This is a genomic window from Streptomyces sp. NPDC058674 (genome assembly GCF_042716505.1).
Taxonomy (GTDB): Bacteria; Actinomycetota; Actinomycetes; order Streptomycetales; family Streptomycetaceae; genus Streptomyces.
Genome location: NZ_JBHXSC010000107.1, coordinates 1 through 14877, shown reverse-complemented (window position 1 = coordinate 14877; position 14877 = coordinate 1). Strand labels below are relative to the sequence as shown.

Genomic DNA, 14877 nt, shown 5'->3' with positions numbered 1-14877 from the left:
AAAATTTCCCTTAACCCCGGTTGGCGGCCCGCCCCCCCCCACTTAATATATCACGGGGCGCTGGGCACACATAGCCGGCCGTGGGCCGGGCGGCCGCGGTAACCCCCCGGCCGCCCCCCCGGCCGCTTTCCGGGCCCTTGACGGTCCCTGCGAGCGGGGCCCCATCCGGCCCCGCTCCCGGCCGTGTTCGCGCCCCTCCCCTCCGGCCGTGCGCGCGCGCCCGGCACCGGGCGCGCCCCGGCGGAATTCCGGACGGGACCGAACGCGGCCCCACCCCGCCCGCACCGCGCAGCGACGGAGACCTCCCCCATGACCGAACAGCTCCTGACGCAGAGCGTCCCCGTACTGGTGGACCACACCCCCGGCAGCCGCACCACCACCGTGTGCGTCGCCCTCGGATCCGGTGCCCGGCACGACCCCGAGGGAGTCGCCGGCGCCACGCACATGCTTGAACACCTCGTCATGTCGTGCCCGCTGGACGGCGGCCCGTCGCTGAGCGAGCGCATCGAACGGCTCGGCGGCAACTGCAACGCCCTCACCAGCCCCGAACTCCTGGTGATCCACGCCCAGGTGCTCAACGACGACGCGCCGGAGGTCATCGGCTGGATCGGCGCGTCCCTGCTCCGCCCCGAACTGACCGCCGCCCACCTGGACCGGGAGCGCCAGGTCGTCCTCCAGGAACTGAGCGCGGCGGCCTCCGACCCGGCCGACGCGGTCCAGGACGCCTTCCTGGCCCGGCTGTTCGACGGCCACCCCCTCGGATCGCCCGTCGGCGGCGACCCCGGGAGCATCGCGCGCATCACGGTGGACGTCATGCGCGACGCCCACCGCCAGGCCCTGGCCGGCGCACCCGTCGCGGTGAGCGCCGTCGGCGGACTGCCGGCCTCGGAACTGCTCGCCGCCCTCGACAAGGCGGGCCTCGGCGCACTCCCGGCCGCGCCACCGCTCGGCGCGCGCCCGCTGGCGACCCCGCCGCCGGTCCGCACCGGCATCCCGGAGCGCTGGCCCGACGAGTTCTGCTGGGTGCAGGCCGGCAGCCGGGCGCCCCACCTCGGCGATCCGCGCCGCCACGCCTACAACGTGCTGGGGCACCTGATGGGCTCCAGCCCCGCCTCCCTGCTCTACGCGCGCATCCGCAACGACGAGGCGCTCGCCTACTCCTTCCAGTCCTGGTCCCGCAGCTACAGCGACACCGGTGCCTGGCGGATGCTGGCCGGCGCCGAACCCGCCAACGCCCCCCGCGTCCTGGACGCCTTCCGCTCGCTGCTCGCCGAGATCGCCTCGGACGGGCCGGGCGAGGAAGCCTTCTCGGCAGCCGTCCGGCAGGCCGTGGTGGAGGTCGTGCTGCGCGCCGAGTCCCAGCAGGAGGCCGCGATCGCGCTGGCCGTCGACCGGGCGCTGGCGGCCGAGGTCACCCTGCCCGAGCAGGAGATGGAGGCCCTCGGCCGGGTCACCGCCGCAGAGGTCGCCGCCGCGGCGGCCGACGTGGCGCGCGAACTGGTCGCCGTGGTCCGCCCCGAGGCGGCCTGACCCCGATGCCCACGCCCCCCTCCGGCGCCCTCCCGCCCGCCACCACCCTGCCGCCCGCCGCCGCCCCCGCCGCCGCGCCTCCCCCGGCCGCGCCCGCCGCCGCTTCGGCGCCCGCCGCCGCCCCGGCGACCCCCGGCGTCCTGACCGCCGGTGACGACTATCTGGCCGCTGCCGACGAGGCGGGGCTGCTGCACCGGGCCGACGGTCTCCTCTACGTGGCCGGCGCCTACCGCGAGCCGCTCACCGGAGTCGAGCAGTGCCTGGTGGAGCACGCCGACCCGCGACTGCTGCGCGCGGCGCCGGCCTTTCTCGAAGCGCTGTTCGCCCGCTTCCCAGAATGCACCGAGGCGATCGTCCGGGTGGCCGGAGCGGACGACCCGCACCCCGTACTCACCCCTCACCTGAGCTACCTGTCGCTGCCCGTCGAGGCGGGCCGCACCCCCGCGGACGCGCCGACCCCGGGGCTGACGGTCGTCCCGGACGAGGCTCGCGCACGCGACGCCGCCGTCCACGACTGGCTGCGCCGGGCCATGGACACCGCGGCCGCCGACCGCGGTCTGACCACCCTGCCGGAGGCGGTCCGCGCCGCCGTGGACGCCCTGCTGGACTCTCCCGGCCGGCGCACCTTCCTGGTGTACGCCGACGGCCGCGACCAGCCGATCGGCCACGCCACCCTCTGCGTCGACGCCCACGACGACCCCAGCGGAACGGACTTCGTGGACCTCGTCGACATCCTCATCGACGACGCCGCGCTGCGCCCCGCCGCAATCGCGGCCCTGGTGCAGGCCTGTGCCCGGGTGGCGGACGGCCTCGGGCTGCCCCTGCTCGGCAACGTCTGCCACGGCCTCGACGAGGCCGGCCGCAGCGGGGCCGTGGCCACGGCCCTGGAGGCCCGCGGCTGGCGCCGCACCCATCAGTACCGCCGTGCGTCCCGCGCGAGCGCCGCGGACGCGGGCGCGTCCCAGGAGCAGGAAGAGACCCCGTGAACCCACCGACCCATTCCCCCTTCCCCCTCAGCCTCGGCCTGCTGTACGAACTGCTGGACGTCGACCCCGACCTCCCTCCCCGGTACCTGCTGCGCCGAGCGCGGCAGGAGGGCGCCGTCGTGTCGACCCTGGTGCTCTCCCTGGCCGAGCGCGAAGGGCTGGCCCTGGGCGAGGGCGCCCGCGGTGAACTGGCCCGGATGACCCGGCGGTCCGACCTCTACCGGGAACTGGAGACGGCGCTCCGCGCGGTGCCCGGGGCGCGCACCGTCAAGGGCCCCTCCCTGGCCCGCTACTACCCGGCCGGTCTGCTGCGTTCGATCGGCGACCTCGATGTCGTCGTCCCCGACGAGGCGGCGCTGTGGCGGGTGCTGGCCGAGGTGCTCGACCGCCGGGAGGCGGGCGAGGCCCTGATGACGGAGCTGCACGAGGGCGGTCGGCGGGACCTGCTGGTCTCCGTCTGGTGGCTCGGCGAGGACCCGATGCTCGACCTCGACCGCGGCGTGGAGGTGACCACCTTCGCCTACGGCGGACTGCCCGAACGGGCGGTGCCGCTGCGGCCCGAGCTGCCCGCCGAGCAGGTGCACGCCGATGTGCTCGCGGTGGCGGAGGAGCGCTTCCAGCGCGAGTTCACCCTCAAGGACGTACTGGACCTGGTCTGCGTCCTCACCTCGCCCGCGGCTCCCGACCCCGCCGCCCTGGCCCGGGTCGCCGCCGACTACGCGCTGGCGCCGGAGCTGGAGGAGCTGTGCGCCAAGACCGCCGGCCACCCGGCCCTGGCGCCCGCCGTACCGGGGGAGCTGGCGGACGGGCTGCGCGAGCCCGCCCGCCTCGAACGCGCCCGCCGGGCCGCCGCCGGCCCCGCCGCCCAGGAGCCGCGCCGCTACGGCTTCCAGCTCACCGAACCGCTGCGGCGCGGCGCCGGGGACACGGTGGAGGACCACGACTTCGGCGGGATGCTGCTCCGGCGCACCCCGGTGGCCGACTTCCTGCTGGTCTCCGGTGAACTCGTCGACCCGGCCGACCACGAGGCGGCGCTGGCCGCGCTGTCCGCGCTCGCCCCGTGGCAGGAGCGTCCGGCCCCGGCCGTGGCCCCCGCCGCGGCCCCGTCCCCGCGCGCCCCCCGTCACGCGGCCGCCGGCGCCGTCCCCGCCGGCAGTGGGAGCTGAGCCATGGCGATCGTCGACGTACAGGAACTCGGCCGGGTGTTCACCCCCCGCCGGGGCGCCGGGGTCACCGCGCTGGACGGAGTGACCTTCAGCATCGGGGAGGGGGAGGTGCTCGGTCTGCTCGGCCCGAACGGCGCCGGCAAGACCACTCTCTCCCGCATCCTGACCACCCTGCTGCTGCCCACCTCCGGCACCGCCCGGATCGGCGGCTACGACGTGGTCCGCCAGTCCAAGGAGGTCCGCCGCCTGATCGGCCTGGTCCTGGGTGGCGACCGCGGTCTCTACGGAAGGCTGACGGCGCGCCAGAACCTGCTGTACTGGGGCGCGCTCCAGGGCCTCGGCAGCAGGACCACCCGGCAGCGCACCGACGAGATGCTGGAGCGCTTCGGGCTGGGCGCCCGCGCGGACGACCGCGTCGAGCTGTTCTCCCGCGGCATGGTGCAGCGGGTCCACCTCGCCCGGGCCCTGCTCAGCCGCCCCCCGCTGCTGATCATGGACGAGCCCACGAACGGCATGGACCCGCACGCAGGCGCCGGCTTCCGCGCGCTCGTCCACGAACTGAAGGGGGCGGGCTGCACCATCGTCCTGACCACCCACGACATGCACGAGGCCCAGGACGTCTGCACCCGCATCGCCCTCATCGACCACGGCCGCATCCTGCGCATCGGCGCCGCCGGGGAGCTGCTGGCCCGGATCGGCGCACCCCGCACCATTCGCGCCGAGGGCGTGTCGGCGCAGGCCGCCGCCCGGATCGCGGAACTGCCCGGCACCGTGGAGGTGACCGAGCAGGGAAGTCTCACCGCCCGGCTCGACGGCGCGCAGGCCCAGTCCGCGGCGCTGGCCGTGCTGGTGGAGACGCAGGCCACCGAGATCGCGGTGGCGCCGCCCGGGCTCACCGAGCTCTACCGCACGGTCATCACCGACCGGGAGTTCGCGCTCTGATGCTCTACTTCATGCGCGCCCAGGCACAGATGCTGATGCGGTCGCCCCAGCTCTTCGCCACCCTCGTGGTGATCCCCTTCTACTCGCTGGTCTTCTTCCACTTCCTCAAGAGCCACGGCCAGGGCGAGCTGGCCACCACCACGGCCCTCACCGCCTTCCTGATGGGCGCCTGGTCCCACGCGGTGTTCGTGGCCTCGCAGGCGGTGGACGACGACCGGACCCAGGCCACCTTGAGCCTCTCCCTGCTGACCCCGACCCGCTACCTGCTCGCGCTGGCGACCCGGACCCTGCTCACCACCTCCCTCGCACTGCCGGTGCTCGGCGAGATGTTCCTCGTCGGCCGCTGGGTGTTCGGGCTGCCGATCCGGGTGCAACGCCCGGGGCTCACCCTGCTGGTCGCGGCGCTCGTGACGGCCGGGGTCGCGGCCACGGCGCTGCTGATGAGCGGCCTGATGATCCTCGTCCGCGCCGCCCGCAGCCTCCAGAACGCCCTGACCTACCCCTTCTACCTGCTGGGCGGACTGATCCTGCCGATCACGATGCTTCCCGAGCCGCTGCGGTGGATCGCCCGGGGTTTCTTCCTCTCCTGGGGCGCGCAACTACTCCGGGACGCCGCCGCCGGGCCGGTGCCCGAACTCGGCTCCCGGCTGGCCGTGCTGTGCGCCCTGGTCGCCCTCCAGACGGCCGCCGGGCTGTGGGCCGTCCGGCGGGTGCTGTCCTTCGTACGCAGTGGACGGGTGGTTCTCCAATGACCGAGCTCGCTCCCGAACGCCTCCCCGGTCGCGTTCCCGGCCGCCCCCGCGGCGACCTCGGACCGGATCGCGATCCGGTCCCCGGGCGGCGCTCGGCGCCGCTCGCCCGGCTGAGGGCCGCCGCCCGCCAGGTCGCCTACGGCGCGCTGGCCAGCTTCCAGGACTACCGCGCGATGTTCACGCTGCGGACCTGGCTGTTCGGCTGGACCGTACGCCTGATCTGCCAGGTGCTGTTCTTCGCCAGTCTGGGCCGACTGGTGGGTTCGCCCTCCGCGGAGGCCTACCTCGCCTTCGGCAACGCCGCGATCCTCGGGCCGCTCGGCTCGCTCGGCGTGGTCTCCTCCACCGTCGGCGAACGGGTCTCCGGCACCCTGGAGTTCCTGCTCCTCAGCCGGGGCAGCACCTTCCTGGTGCTGGCCTCGCGGGGTCTGCACTGGATGGCGGACGGTCTGCTGACCTCGACCATCGCGCTCTGCGTGGTCACCCCGCTGCTGGGGGTGCCGCTGCACTGGGCGGCATTGCCGGCGATCCTCGCCGTGCTCTGCCTGAGCACGGTCTCCTGCTACTGCCTGGCCCTGTGTATGACCAGCATCAGCGTGCGCAGGCCCGGCTCCCGGATGTACCTGACCGCCGGCACCACCATCGTGCTGATGCTGCTCGCCGGAGTCACCACGGCGGTGCCCGACTCCGGCGCCGCGGGCCTGCTGGCCAGGATTCTGCCGCTCACCCACGGCCTGTCGGCGGCGCGGACGCTGGCCGCCGGCGGCCGGCTCGACCTGGGCGCGGTGGCCGGCGAGGCCGCCGTCGCGGCGGGCTGGGGGCTGCTGGCCTGGCTGCTGCTGACCAGAGCGCTGCGGCACACCGTCCGCACCGGATCACTCTCATTGCGCTGAGCGCGCTCCCTGGGGAGGGACGACACATGAGTTACGCGTTCGAGGCGCTGCCCCGAGGGTTCAGCGATCTGGTGGGCGAGGAGGCCGCCCAGGGGGTGTGGGCCGAGTCGATGTTCCGGTCGGTGACGCGCAGCTTCGGCTTCGCGCCCGTCACCGTGGCGCCGATCGGGTACGCCGAGACCTTCGAGCAGTTCGGTTCCGCGGCCACCGGCCGCATCTTCGCCTTCGAGGACCTCTCCGGGAGGCGCCTGGCCCTGACGGCGGACTCGCTGGTGGCCGTACTGCGGGCACTGGCCGGATCGGGACGGCTGACCGGCGGCGGCAGCGCCCTCGGCGCCGCCTGCGTGCCCATCGCCCGCTACCGGCGCAAGCGGCACCGGGGCTGGAGCCAGGCGGTAGCGGTCATCTGCAACGAGGCCGACGAGCTCGCCGCCGACCTGACCCTGCTGCGGCTCTGGGCCGATCTCTTCGAGGTCCTGGGTCCGGTCGCCGGGGGCCGGCTGGAGTACTGCGACTACGGGGTGCTCGACGCGATCGCCGCCGACGAGGGCCTGAGCCCCGCCGCCGCCCGTACCGCGCTCCACCACCGCCGGCGCGGGCCGGCGCCGGCGCCGGCGCTGGGCGAGCCGCGGGACGCGGAGCCCGCTCCGCCGTCCGGGGAGCCGGGAGACGCGGAGTCCGCTCCGCCCTCCCCCGTACGCTTCCTGCGGCGCCTGGACCGGCTCTCCGCGCTCTGCCGCGGACTGCCGCCACAGGAGACCCCGAACCGGGTGGCGGCGGCGGAACCGGTGACCGGGGAGCGGATGGCCCATCTGCGGACCGTCCTGACGATCGCCCACGAGCTGGGTGTCCCGGTGGAGTTCGGCCTCGACTGGGAGCACGCGCCGGAGTACCAGGCAGGGTTGTGCTTCCTGGCCCGCACCGGTGACGGCCGGACCCTGGGCGACGGCGGCGGCTACCACCACATGGTGCGCACGCTGGACATCGGACTGAGCAACTGCTGGAGCACCAGCGCCTCGGTCAACCTGCTGGCCGAGCTGGGGCCGGTGCCCGAGGCGGAGTGCGTGCACCTGATGCGCATGCCCTCCGCCGACCTGCGCACCTTCATGGCCGTTGCCCGGCGGCTGCGCGGAGCCGGGTACGACGTGCTGGAGCACTGGCAGCCCCGGCGGCTCGGGCGCCAGCTCCGCCGGGTGCCGGCCCGGCCCAGCCAGTGGTTCGCGCTGGTGGGAGAGAAGGAGGCCGCCTCCGGGCGGCTGACCCTGCAGAACGCGGCCGCCACCGGGGTCACCAGGGACCTGGACCTCGATCCGGTGTAATTTTTTTTGACCACGCTTGTGACTGGAATATTGACTACCGTGTCAATCTCTCCATATGATCCAGTTAGATTCGATCCAAGGGAGCAAGGCCGATGAAGCCCTCGACGTCCCCGCGCACGCTGTCGGCGGCGCTGCAGGACCGGACGGAGTCCGTCACGGTGTGGGGGGCGGGCTACATCGGTCTGTCCGCCGCGTGCGCGCTGGCCGGGGCGGGGTTCCCCTGCACGGTGCTTGACACCGACGAGCACCGGGTCCGTCAGATCAATGCCGGCGTGGTGCCGCTGCCGGGCTTCGAGGACGTCATCCCCCTCGCCGCCGCCCGCTCCGGCGGGCTGCGGGCGGCGTCCCCCGACGACACCGCGGCGGTCACCGCCAAGGTGCACCTGGTCTGCGTCAACACCGACCGCGACGGCCGGCCGGTGACCGGGCCGCTGACCGAGGTGCTGACCGCCATCGCCGGGGCCCGCACCGGTGGCGAGACCCTGATCGCCCTGGAGAGCACGGTCAGCCTGCGCTGGCTCGACGAACTGGTGCCCGCCGCGCTCGGTGCGGACCCCGTGAGCGACCCGTCGCTCCACCTGGTGGCCGCACCCCGCCGGGACTGGATGCTCTCCCCCGAGATGAACCTGCGGACCCTGCCCCGTGTGGTGGGCGCCGCCCGACCGGAATCCCTGCCCCTGGCCCGTGAGCTGTACGAGGCGATCAGCGAGGTCGTCCATCCCGCGCCGGACTGGCGGCACGCCGGGCTGACCAAGCCGGTGGAGAACCTCTACCGCTACCTGGACCTGGTGCTGACCAACCAGCTCGCCGAGGCGTACCCGGGCCTGGACGTCCCCGAGGTGCTGCGGCTGGCCGGCACCAAGTGGAACGTGCCCACCTTCCACCCCTCCATCGGCATCGGCGGCTACTGCATCCCGCTCAGCCCCCGGTTCGCCGTCGACGGGGCGGGCGGGGGCAGGGGCCCGGACGCGGAGCCGGCCGAGGCCGCCCTGCTCCCGCTGGTCGCCGCCGCGATGGCCTGGGACGGGGACCACCCGGCCCGGGTCGCGGAATCGATCCTCCGGATCGCCGACGGCCCCATCGGCATCCTCGGCCTCAGCTACGCCCCCAACGCCCGGATCGTCGAGGGCTCGCCCACCCGGCGGCTCGCCGAGCACCTGCTCGCCCGCGGCGCCGAAGTGCTGCTGCACGACCCGTACTTCACCCCCGAGGAGATCACCGCCCTGACCGGCGCCCGGCCGCTGAACTGGCCGGACGACCTGGGCGGCCTCGGCACGCTGGTCGCCGCCACCCCGCACGACCTCTACGCCGACCTGCCCACCCGCCTCGCCGCGCTGGCGGACCCGCCGACGGTCGTGGACAACCTCGGCGGCTACGGCGCCACGCTGCGCGACACCGGCGTCCGCTACGCGGAATGGGGCACCCCCGCCGCGCGACCCGCCGCCACGCCCCGGCCCTGAGCCCCGGCCGCCCCGGCCCCGAACCCCCGCGGGCAGCACGCCGCCCGCCCGTCCGGACCCCGCCCCTCCGGGCCCCGTACGCACACCCCTTCACCCACCGCGTCCGCGCACCAGCACCAGGGAGACCTCATGAAAGCCGTCGTCACAGGCGGAAGCGGATTCCTCGGCAGCACCATCGCCTGCCGACTGATCGAGGAGGGCCACGACGTCACCGTCCTCGACCTGAAGCCCATCGGCACCAAGGGCCTGCGCCCCGACGCCCGCTTCGTCCAGGGCGACGTCCGCGACTCCGAACTGCTGATGAAGACCTTCCAGGGTGCCGAGGAGGTCTACCACCTGGCAGGCGTCCTCGGCACCTCCGAACTCCAGGAAACCCCCCAGGAAGCCATCGACGTCAACATAGGCGGCACGGTCAAGGTCTTCGAGGCGGCCGGCACCTGCGGAGTGCCGCGGGTCTTCTACCCCGGCAAGCCCAACGTCTGGCTGAACACCTACACCATCACCAAGGCGGCGGCCGAGTCCTTCGCCCAGATGGCCAACGAGTCCGGCCCCAGTCGCATCTGCTCCCTGCGCTACTACAACGCCTACGGCCCCGGCCAGGCCCTGCTCCCCATCCGCAAGATCGTCCCCGCCTTCGCCGCGCAGGCCATGCGGGGCCTGCCGATCCAGGTCTACGGCGACGGCGAGCAGATCGTCGACATGGTCTACTCCCACGACATCGCCGACATGACCATCCGCTTCACCCGCACCGAGCGCACCGACGTGATCCCGGACTGCGGCAGCGGGGTCAGCGTCAGCGTCAACGAGGTGGCCGCCTCGGTCAACGCGCACTTCGGCAACACCGCGGGCATCCGGCACTTGCCGATGCGCCCCGGCGAGGTGCCGCGCACCGTCCTCACCGCCGACATGACCGAGCTGCGCGACGTCCTCGGCGAGCCGCGGCTGAGCGACTACACCACCTCCCTCGCCCAGACCCTGGACTGGTACGCCCGGCTGCCCGCCGAGCAGATCGACAAGACGGTGGCCTTCTACGGATGGCAGGTGTGACCGGCGCCCCCGGCACCGCCCCGGACACCGGGCACCGCCCGGCCAGCGTGCTGGTGGTGGTCGCCCACCCCGACGACGCGGAGATCGCCGCCGGCGGCACCATCGCGCGCCTCAGTTCGTCCGGGGTCCGGGTGGTCACCGCCGTCCTCTCCCTGCCCGAGTCCGGTGCGCAGGCCGAGCGGCGCACCCGGTACACCGAGCGGGCGGCCGAGACCCTCGGCTACGAGCTGCGCTGGCCGACCCGCGGCGAGAACCGGCAGGTCGCCGACATCGGGGAGATCGCCCTGGTCGCCGCGGTGGACCGGCTGATCGCCGAGGTCGCCCCCCGGGCGGTGCTCACCCACTGGAGCGGCGACGGCCACGCGGACCACCGCCTCACCGCCCGGGCAGCCGCCGCCGCGACCCGCACCTGCCGCGTCGACCTCTACGGGATGCGGCCGGGTGAGACCCGCACCCCGGCGTTCTCGCGCTTCGCCCCGCAGGTGTTCGTGGACATCACCGCGCACTCCGCCGCCAAGCGGCGCGCCCTGGAGCCCTTCGCCGCCGCCCGGCCCGGCTTCCGGCCCGTCGACCTGGCGGCGGTGGAGGCCGCGGACCGCTTCCACGGGAGCCTGAGCGGAACCGACCGCGCGGAGAGCTTCGTCGTGGAGCGGGCCCACGGGCTCGGGGGGCTGCTCGCCGCCGGCTAGACGGACGGGCTTCGGGGCGGCGGCACCGCCCGGGCCGCCCTGGCCTTGACCGAGTATATTCACTATATTCACTCGGGAAGTCCTGCCGTCAGTCACAATAGGGGGAAGCCGTCATGGCGGAATCGCAGACTCTGGGGTCACGGATCCGCCGGCTGCGCCGCGAAGCCGGCCTGTCGCAGATGGACCTGGCCGGCGACAACCTCTCCCCGAGCTACATCTCGCTGCTGGAGGCGGGCAAGCGCACCCCCTCCCCGGAGGTCCTGGAACAGATCGCCGCCCGGCTCGGCTGCGCCCCCGAGCAGCTGCTGGAACTGCTGGCGCCCGAACGGCACGACACCCTCCAGACGGACCTGCGCTACGCGGAGATCAGCCTGCGCAACGGCGACCCCAAGACCGCCCTGGACACCTACACCGCGGTCCGCGACAAGGCCGCCGCGGCCGGGCAGGACGGCATCCGGCTGACCGCCGAGTACGGCGTGGCCCAGGCCCTGGAGCACGACGGCCGGCTGGAAGAGGCCGCCGACCGCTACCAGGCGCTCCTGGACCACGCCGGATACGGGCAGTCCCTGATCCCGCGGCTGGCGGTGGCGGTGGCACTGTGCCGCTGCTACCGCGAGACGGGCGACCTGGCCCACGCGATCGACCTGGCCACCGCCACCCTGGAGGAGGCCCGGGGGCTCCGGCTCACCCCGACCGTGCTGGGCGTCGAACTGCTGGCCACTCTCGTCGGGCTGTACTGCGAGCGTGGCGATCTGCACCGCGCGGCCGCTCTGGCCCGTAGCGCCATCGAGGAGGCCGAGGGGATCGACGACCGCAAGGCCCTGGGCGCCGCCTACTGGAACGCCGGAGTGGTGGCGCACCGGGGCGGCGCCTCCGCCGACGCCCTGCTGCTGCTCGAACGCGCCCTGGCCATCTACTCCGAGGGCGACGACGCCCGGGCGCTGTCCCGGCTGCGCAACGCGTACGCGTCGGTGTTGATGCAGTCGGAGTCCGGCGACATCGCGGAGGCCAAGTCGCAGCTGGTGCGCAGCGCCGAGACGCTGGCCGACCACGGCAGCACCGTGGACATGGCGTACTGCGAGACCGCGCTCGCCCGCGCCTGCCTCCTGGAGTCCGACCCGCGGCAGGCCGAGCAGCATGCCCGGCGGGCCCTGGAACTGCTGGGCTCCGGACACCGGCTGGAGACCGCGCGCACCCTCCTGGTGCTGGCGGGCGCCCAACTGCAGCTCGGCGACGACGCGGCAGCCGAGGCCGGCTGTGAGCGGGCCGCGCTGCTGCTGGAGGCCTCCGAGGCGGACCGGCAGGCGGCCTCCGCCTGGAACGACCTCGGGGACCTGCTGGAGCGCTCCGGGCGCACCGAGCGGGCCGTGTGGGCGTTCCGGCAGAGCCTGCGCTGCCTCGGCCAGCGCAGCAGCCTGCTCCCTGCCGCGGGTGGCCAGGCTGCCGCCGGGTCAGCCGCCGGCCGCGCGCGAGCCGCCGGGCCCGCCGACCGCGGGCGATAGGCGAGGCGGGGCGGGGCGGGGCGGGGCAAGCGACAGGCGAGCAGGCGACGGGCGATAGACGCGGCCGTAGATCAGTTGCAGATATCGTGTTGATCGCCGGCGCCTAACGTCGGAGGAGACAGCGCAGGAAGGGGCGGCCGCCCCTTCCCGACACCACTCATCGGTTCCCCTCCGCGACGAAAGCAGACGCTCCGCATGCCGCACGCAGCCAGCCGCCCCACCGGTCTCCGTACGTCCGGCGGGGCCGTCACCGGCCCGTTCTACCACCGCGCCGCCCGGGCGGTGGTCCTGGCCCTGCTGCTCGCGGCCCTGCCCGCCGGACTCGCCACGGCGACGGCACCGGAGTTCCGCGGCGTACTGACGGGGATCGAGAGCGCCGCGCACACCAAGGATATTCCCCTCTGCTGCTGACGCGACCCGTCAGCGGCCACGCACCACCCGCTCGACCCACCGGCAGACCACCGGTGGTGAACGTCAAGGAGGACCCCTCATGTTCAAGCTGCCCCGTGCCTGTGCGGCACTCGGTCTGACGCTGCTCGCCGCGACCGCCCTGGGCGCCGTCGGACTCACGCCCGCCGCCCTCGCGCACACCCCCACACCGGTGGGCCAGCGCATCGCCGTCCAGGCCGACGGCGTGGAGAACGACATCGTGCCGGAGGTCAACAACACAGGGTCCAGCTTCGACCCGCGCGAGAAGATGTGATCCCCGGCTGACGGGTGGCCGTCCGGCGGCGCGGGTACCCCCGCCCCGGACGGCCTTTTCCGTACGAGCCCCCGGCCCCCCGTCGCGCGTGGCGTCGTCAGCCCAGCCCGGCCAGCAGCTTCGACACGTCGGCCGCGTCGGGCAGCCCGAGGCGGGTGAAGACCCCGTGGGCCTCCTCCAGATGGCCCCTGGCCCGGCCCGTCTCCCCCAGACCGGCCAGTGCCCGGCCCATCGCGACCAGGGAGTGCGCCCGGTCCCGCTCGGAGCACGCCTCCTTGCAGCGGGCGACCGCCGCGGCCGCGTGCTCCACGGCCTCCAGCTCCCGCCCGGTGCTGCGCAGGGTCTCCGCCAGCCGGTAGAGCACCTGCGCCTCCCGCTCCCGCAGCCCAGCCGCCCGGCACACCGCCAGGGCCTCGCCGTAGCGGGCCACCGCCTCCTCGTAGCGGCCCAGTTCGTGCAGGGCCAGGCCCAGCACGTAGAGGGCGTAGGCCGCGCTGGCGACGTCGTCCAGCTCGCGCATCAGCGACAGCGCGGACTCGCAGGCCGGGATGGCCTCCTCGGACCGCCCGCTGCGCACCCGGGCCAGCGCCGCGTTGACAGTGGTCACCGCCGCACCGGAGCGGTGTCCCAGCGTGTGCGCGAGGGCGATCGCCTCGTCGTAGCAGGCCGCCGCCTCATCGAAGCGGCGCAGGAACTGCGCCACCAGACCGAGGTCGTTGAGCGCCTGGCGCAGGGTGTACACGTCCCCCGCGGCGCGGGCCGCCTCGACGGCCAGCCCGGCGTGCCGCCCCGCGTCGGCGATCCGGTCGGCGCGCAGCGCGATGCCCCCGCAGAGCATCCGGGCCCGCCCGATGATCCTCGGGGAGCCGGTCAGTTCCGCGGTCTCGGTCAGCGCCAGCGCCACCGGGGTCATCCGGTCGTACCACACGGCGTGGGTGTACGGGCTGACCGCGAGCAGCAGGTCCACCGCGCTCCCGAGCCGGTCCTGCGCGGCGTCCGGCAGGGGCAGGGTGACGGTGCTCAGCGCGGCCGCGACCAGGCCGTCGATCTCGGCCGCCACCCAGGCGCGGGCGGCGTGCACATCGCGGAACTCCAGCCCGGCCGACCTCAGCGGCCCGAACGCGTCCGCCACCGGATCCCCGGGAATCGCGTGCGGGAACGCGCTGGCGGCCGTCGCCAGCAGGAAGTCCAGCAGCCGGCCGAGGGCGGCCGCCGCCTCCGCGGGGTCGTGCGACTCGGCACGCTGCCGGGCGAAGACCCGCACCAGGTCGTGGTAGCCGTAGCGGCCGGGCTTGGCGGACTCCAGCATCGCGGCATCAGTCAGCGACTCCAGCAGGACCTCCGCCGTGGGCTCGTCGACACCCATCGCGGCTGCCGCCGCCGGCACCCCGATGTCGGCCGCACCGGCCAGGGCGACCAGCCGGAACGCCCGCGCCTGGGCGACGGTGAGCTGCTGGTAGCCCAACTCGAAGGCGGCGTCGATGGCCAGCGCGCCGATCCGCAGTTCGGCGATGCGCCGCTGCTCGTCCGCCAAGCGCGCGGTCAGCGTCGCCACCGACCAGGCGGGCCGGGCCGACAGCCGGGTGGCCACGATCCGCACCGCGAGCGGCAGATGGCCGCAGGCCTCGACCAGCCGCAGGGCGTCCTCCCGCTGCGCCTCCAGCCGCTCCCGGCCGATGATCGAGCCGAGCAGGGCCAGCGCCTCGTCGGTACGGAACGGCTCCAGCAGGAGCTGGGACGTCAACGGCAGGTCGAACATGGGCGATCTGCTGGTGAGGATGACGGCGCAGCTGGACGATCCCGGTATCAGCTCCCGGACCTGGGCGGCGTCCCGGGCGTTGTCCAGGACGATCAGCAGCCGTCGCCCGTCCACCAGCGACCGGAAGAG

General features: G+C 74.5%; 14 protein-coding genes. 13 read left to right on the top strand and 1 reads right to left on the bottom strand.

From position 1 onward, the window contains the following. The first annotated feature begins 309 nt into the window (after nt 1-309). The 13 genes from ACFWU6_RS32420 (at nt 310) to ACFWU6_RS32360 (ending at nt 12989) form a co-directional block, all read left to right on the top strand. Nucleotides 310-1530 (top strand): M16 family metallopeptidase, encoded by a 1221-nt coding sequence (locus tag ACFWU6_RS32420; protein WP_383984921.1) that lies wholly within the window; start codon nt 310-312, stop codon nt 1528-1530. Between the two features lie 5 nt (nt 1531-1535). After that, on the top strand, nt 1536-2516 hold the full coding sequence (locus ACFWU6_RS32415; protein WP_383984918.1) for a hypothetical protein: 981 nt from the start codon (nt 1536-1538) through the stop codon (nt 2514-2516). Beyond that, nucleotides 2513-3682, top strand: a complete 1170-nt coding sequence (locus ACFWU6_RS32410; RefSeq protein WP_383984915.1) for a hypothetical protein — start codon at nt 2513-2515, stop codon at nt 3680-3682. Before ACFWU6_RS32415 ends, ACFWU6_RS32410 begins: the two co-directional genes overlap by 4 nt. A 3-nt stretch (nt 3683-3685) precedes the next feature. Next, a complete protein-coding gene (locus ACFWU6_RS32405) occupies nt 3686-4624 on the top strand; it encodes an ABC transporter ATP-binding protein (protein WP_383811531.1) in 939 nt (312 codons plus the stop codon). A gap of 11 nt (nt 4625-4635) precedes the next feature. Further along, a complete protein-coding gene (locus tag ACFWU6_RS32400; RefSeq protein WP_383811528.1) occupies nt 4636-5376 on the top strand; it encodes an ABC transporter permease in 741 nt (246 codons plus the stop codon). Further along, a complete protein-coding gene (locus tag ACFWU6_RS32395) occupies nt 5373-6269 on the top strand; it encodes an ABC transporter permease (protein WP_383984913.1) in 897 nt (298 codons plus the stop codon). Before ACFWU6_RS32400 ends, ACFWU6_RS32395 begins: the two co-directional genes overlap by 4 nt. Before the next feature lie 26 nt (nt 6270-6295). Continuing rightward, on the top strand, nt 6296-7588 hold the full coding sequence (locus ACFWU6_RS32390; RefSeq protein WP_383984910.1) for an ATP phosphoribosyltransferase regulatory subunit: 1293 nt from the start codon (nt 6296-6298) through the stop codon (nt 7586-7588). Between the two features lie 92 nt (nt 7589-7680). Next, the gene (locus ACFWU6_RS32385) at nt 7681-9048 is read left to right on the top strand and encodes a UDP binding domain-containing protein (protein WP_383984907.1); all 1368 of its coding nucleotides are present in this window, start codon (nt 7681-7683) and stop codon (nt 9046-9048) included. A gap of 129 nt (nt 9049-9177) precedes the next feature. Then, entirely contained in the window at nt 9178-10095 is a 918-nt protein-coding gene (locus tag ACFWU6_RS32380) for an NAD-dependent epimerase/dehydratase family protein (protein WP_383984904.1), read from the top strand. Next, complete coding sequence (locus ACFWU6_RS32375; RefSeq protein WP_383984901.1) at nt 10083-10784, top strand: PIG-L deacetylase family protein; 702 nt, start codon at nt 10083-10085, stop codon at nt 10782-10784. Before ACFWU6_RS32380 ends, ACFWU6_RS32375 begins: the two co-directional genes overlap by 13 nt. 113 nt (nt 10785-10897) lie before the next feature. Beyond that, the gene (locus ACFWU6_RS32370) at nt 10898-12286 is read left to right on the top strand and encodes a helix-turn-helix domain-containing protein (RefSeq protein WP_383984898.1); all 1389 of its coding nucleotides are present in this window, start codon (nt 10898-10900) and stop codon (nt 12284-12286) included. 195 nt (nt 12287-12481) lie between these two features. Next, on the top strand, nt 12482-12697 hold the full coding sequence (locus tag ACFWU6_RS32365) for a hypothetical protein (protein WP_383984895.1): 216 nt from the start codon (nt 12482-12484) through the stop codon (nt 12695-12697). Nucleotides 12698-12776: 79 nt separating this feature from the next. Next, nucleotides 12777-12989 carry a hypothetical protein gene (locus tag ACFWU6_RS32360; RefSeq protein ID WP_383984892.1) on the top strand — a complete coding sequence of 71 codons (213 nt, stop codon included), beginning with the start codon at nt 12777-12779 and terminating at the stop codon, nt 12987-12989. 97 nt (nt 12990-13086) lie between these two features. On the opposite strand, the gene ACFWU6_RS32355 is transcribed toward ACFWU6_RS32360, so the two are convergent. Continuing rightward, nucleotides 13087-14877, bottom strand: a 1791-nt coding sequence (locus tag ACFWU6_RS32355; RefSeq protein WP_383984889.1) for a tetratricopeptide repeat protein, incomplete at its 5' end; no start/stop codon positions are given.

Bases quoted from the DNA above. Each gene is read 5' to 3' on its own strand.
- ACFWU6_RS32420 (WP_383984921.1), top strand. From the start codon at position 310: ATGACCGAACAGCTCCTGACGCAGAGCGTCCCCGTACTGGTGGACCAC.
- ACFWU6_RS32415 (WP_383984918.1), top strand. From the start codon at position 1,536: ATGCCCACGCCCCCCTCCGGCGCCCTCCCGCCCGCCACCACCCTGCCG.
- ACFWU6_RS32405 (WP_383811531.1), top strand. From the start codon at position 3,686: ATGGCGATCGTCGACGTACAGGAACTCGGCCGGGTGTTCACCCCCCGC.
- ACFWU6_RS32400 (WP_383811528.1), top strand. From the start codon at position 4,636: ATGCGCGCCCAGGCACAGATGCTGATGCGGTCGCCCCAGCTCTTCGCC.
- ACFWU6_RS32395 (WP_383984913.1), top strand. From the start codon at position 5,373: ATGACCGAGCTCGCTCCCGAACGCCTCCCCGGTCGCGTTCCCGGCCGC.
- ACFWU6_RS32390 (WP_383984910.1), top strand. From the start codon at position 6,296: ATGAGTTACGCGTTCGAGGCGCTGCCCCGAGGGTTCAGCGATCTGGTG.
- ACFWU6_RS32385 (WP_383984907.1), top strand. From the start codon at position 7,681: ATGAAGCCCTCGACGTCCCCGCGCACGCTGTCGGCGGCGCTGCAGGAC.
- ACFWU6_RS32380 (WP_383984904.1), top strand. From the start codon at position 9,178: ATGAAAGCCGTCGTCACAGGCGGAAGCGGATTCCTCGGCAGCACCATC.
- ACFWU6_RS32375 (WP_383984901.1), top strand. From the start codon at position 10,083: ATGGCAGGTGTGACCGGCGCCCCCGGCACCGCCCCGGACACCGGGCAC.
- ACFWU6_RS32370 (WP_383984898.1), top strand. From the start codon at position 10,898: ATGGCGGAATCGCAGACTCTGGGGTCACGGATCCGCCGGCTGCGCCGC.
- ACFWU6_RS32365 (WP_383984895.1), top strand. From the start codon at position 12,482: ATGCCGCACGCAGCCAGCCGCCCCACCGGTCTCCGTACGTCCGGCGGG.
- ACFWU6_RS32360 (WP_383984892.1), top strand. From the start codon at position 12,777: ATGTTCAAGCTGCCCCGTGCCTGTGCGGCACTCGGTCTGACGCTGCTC.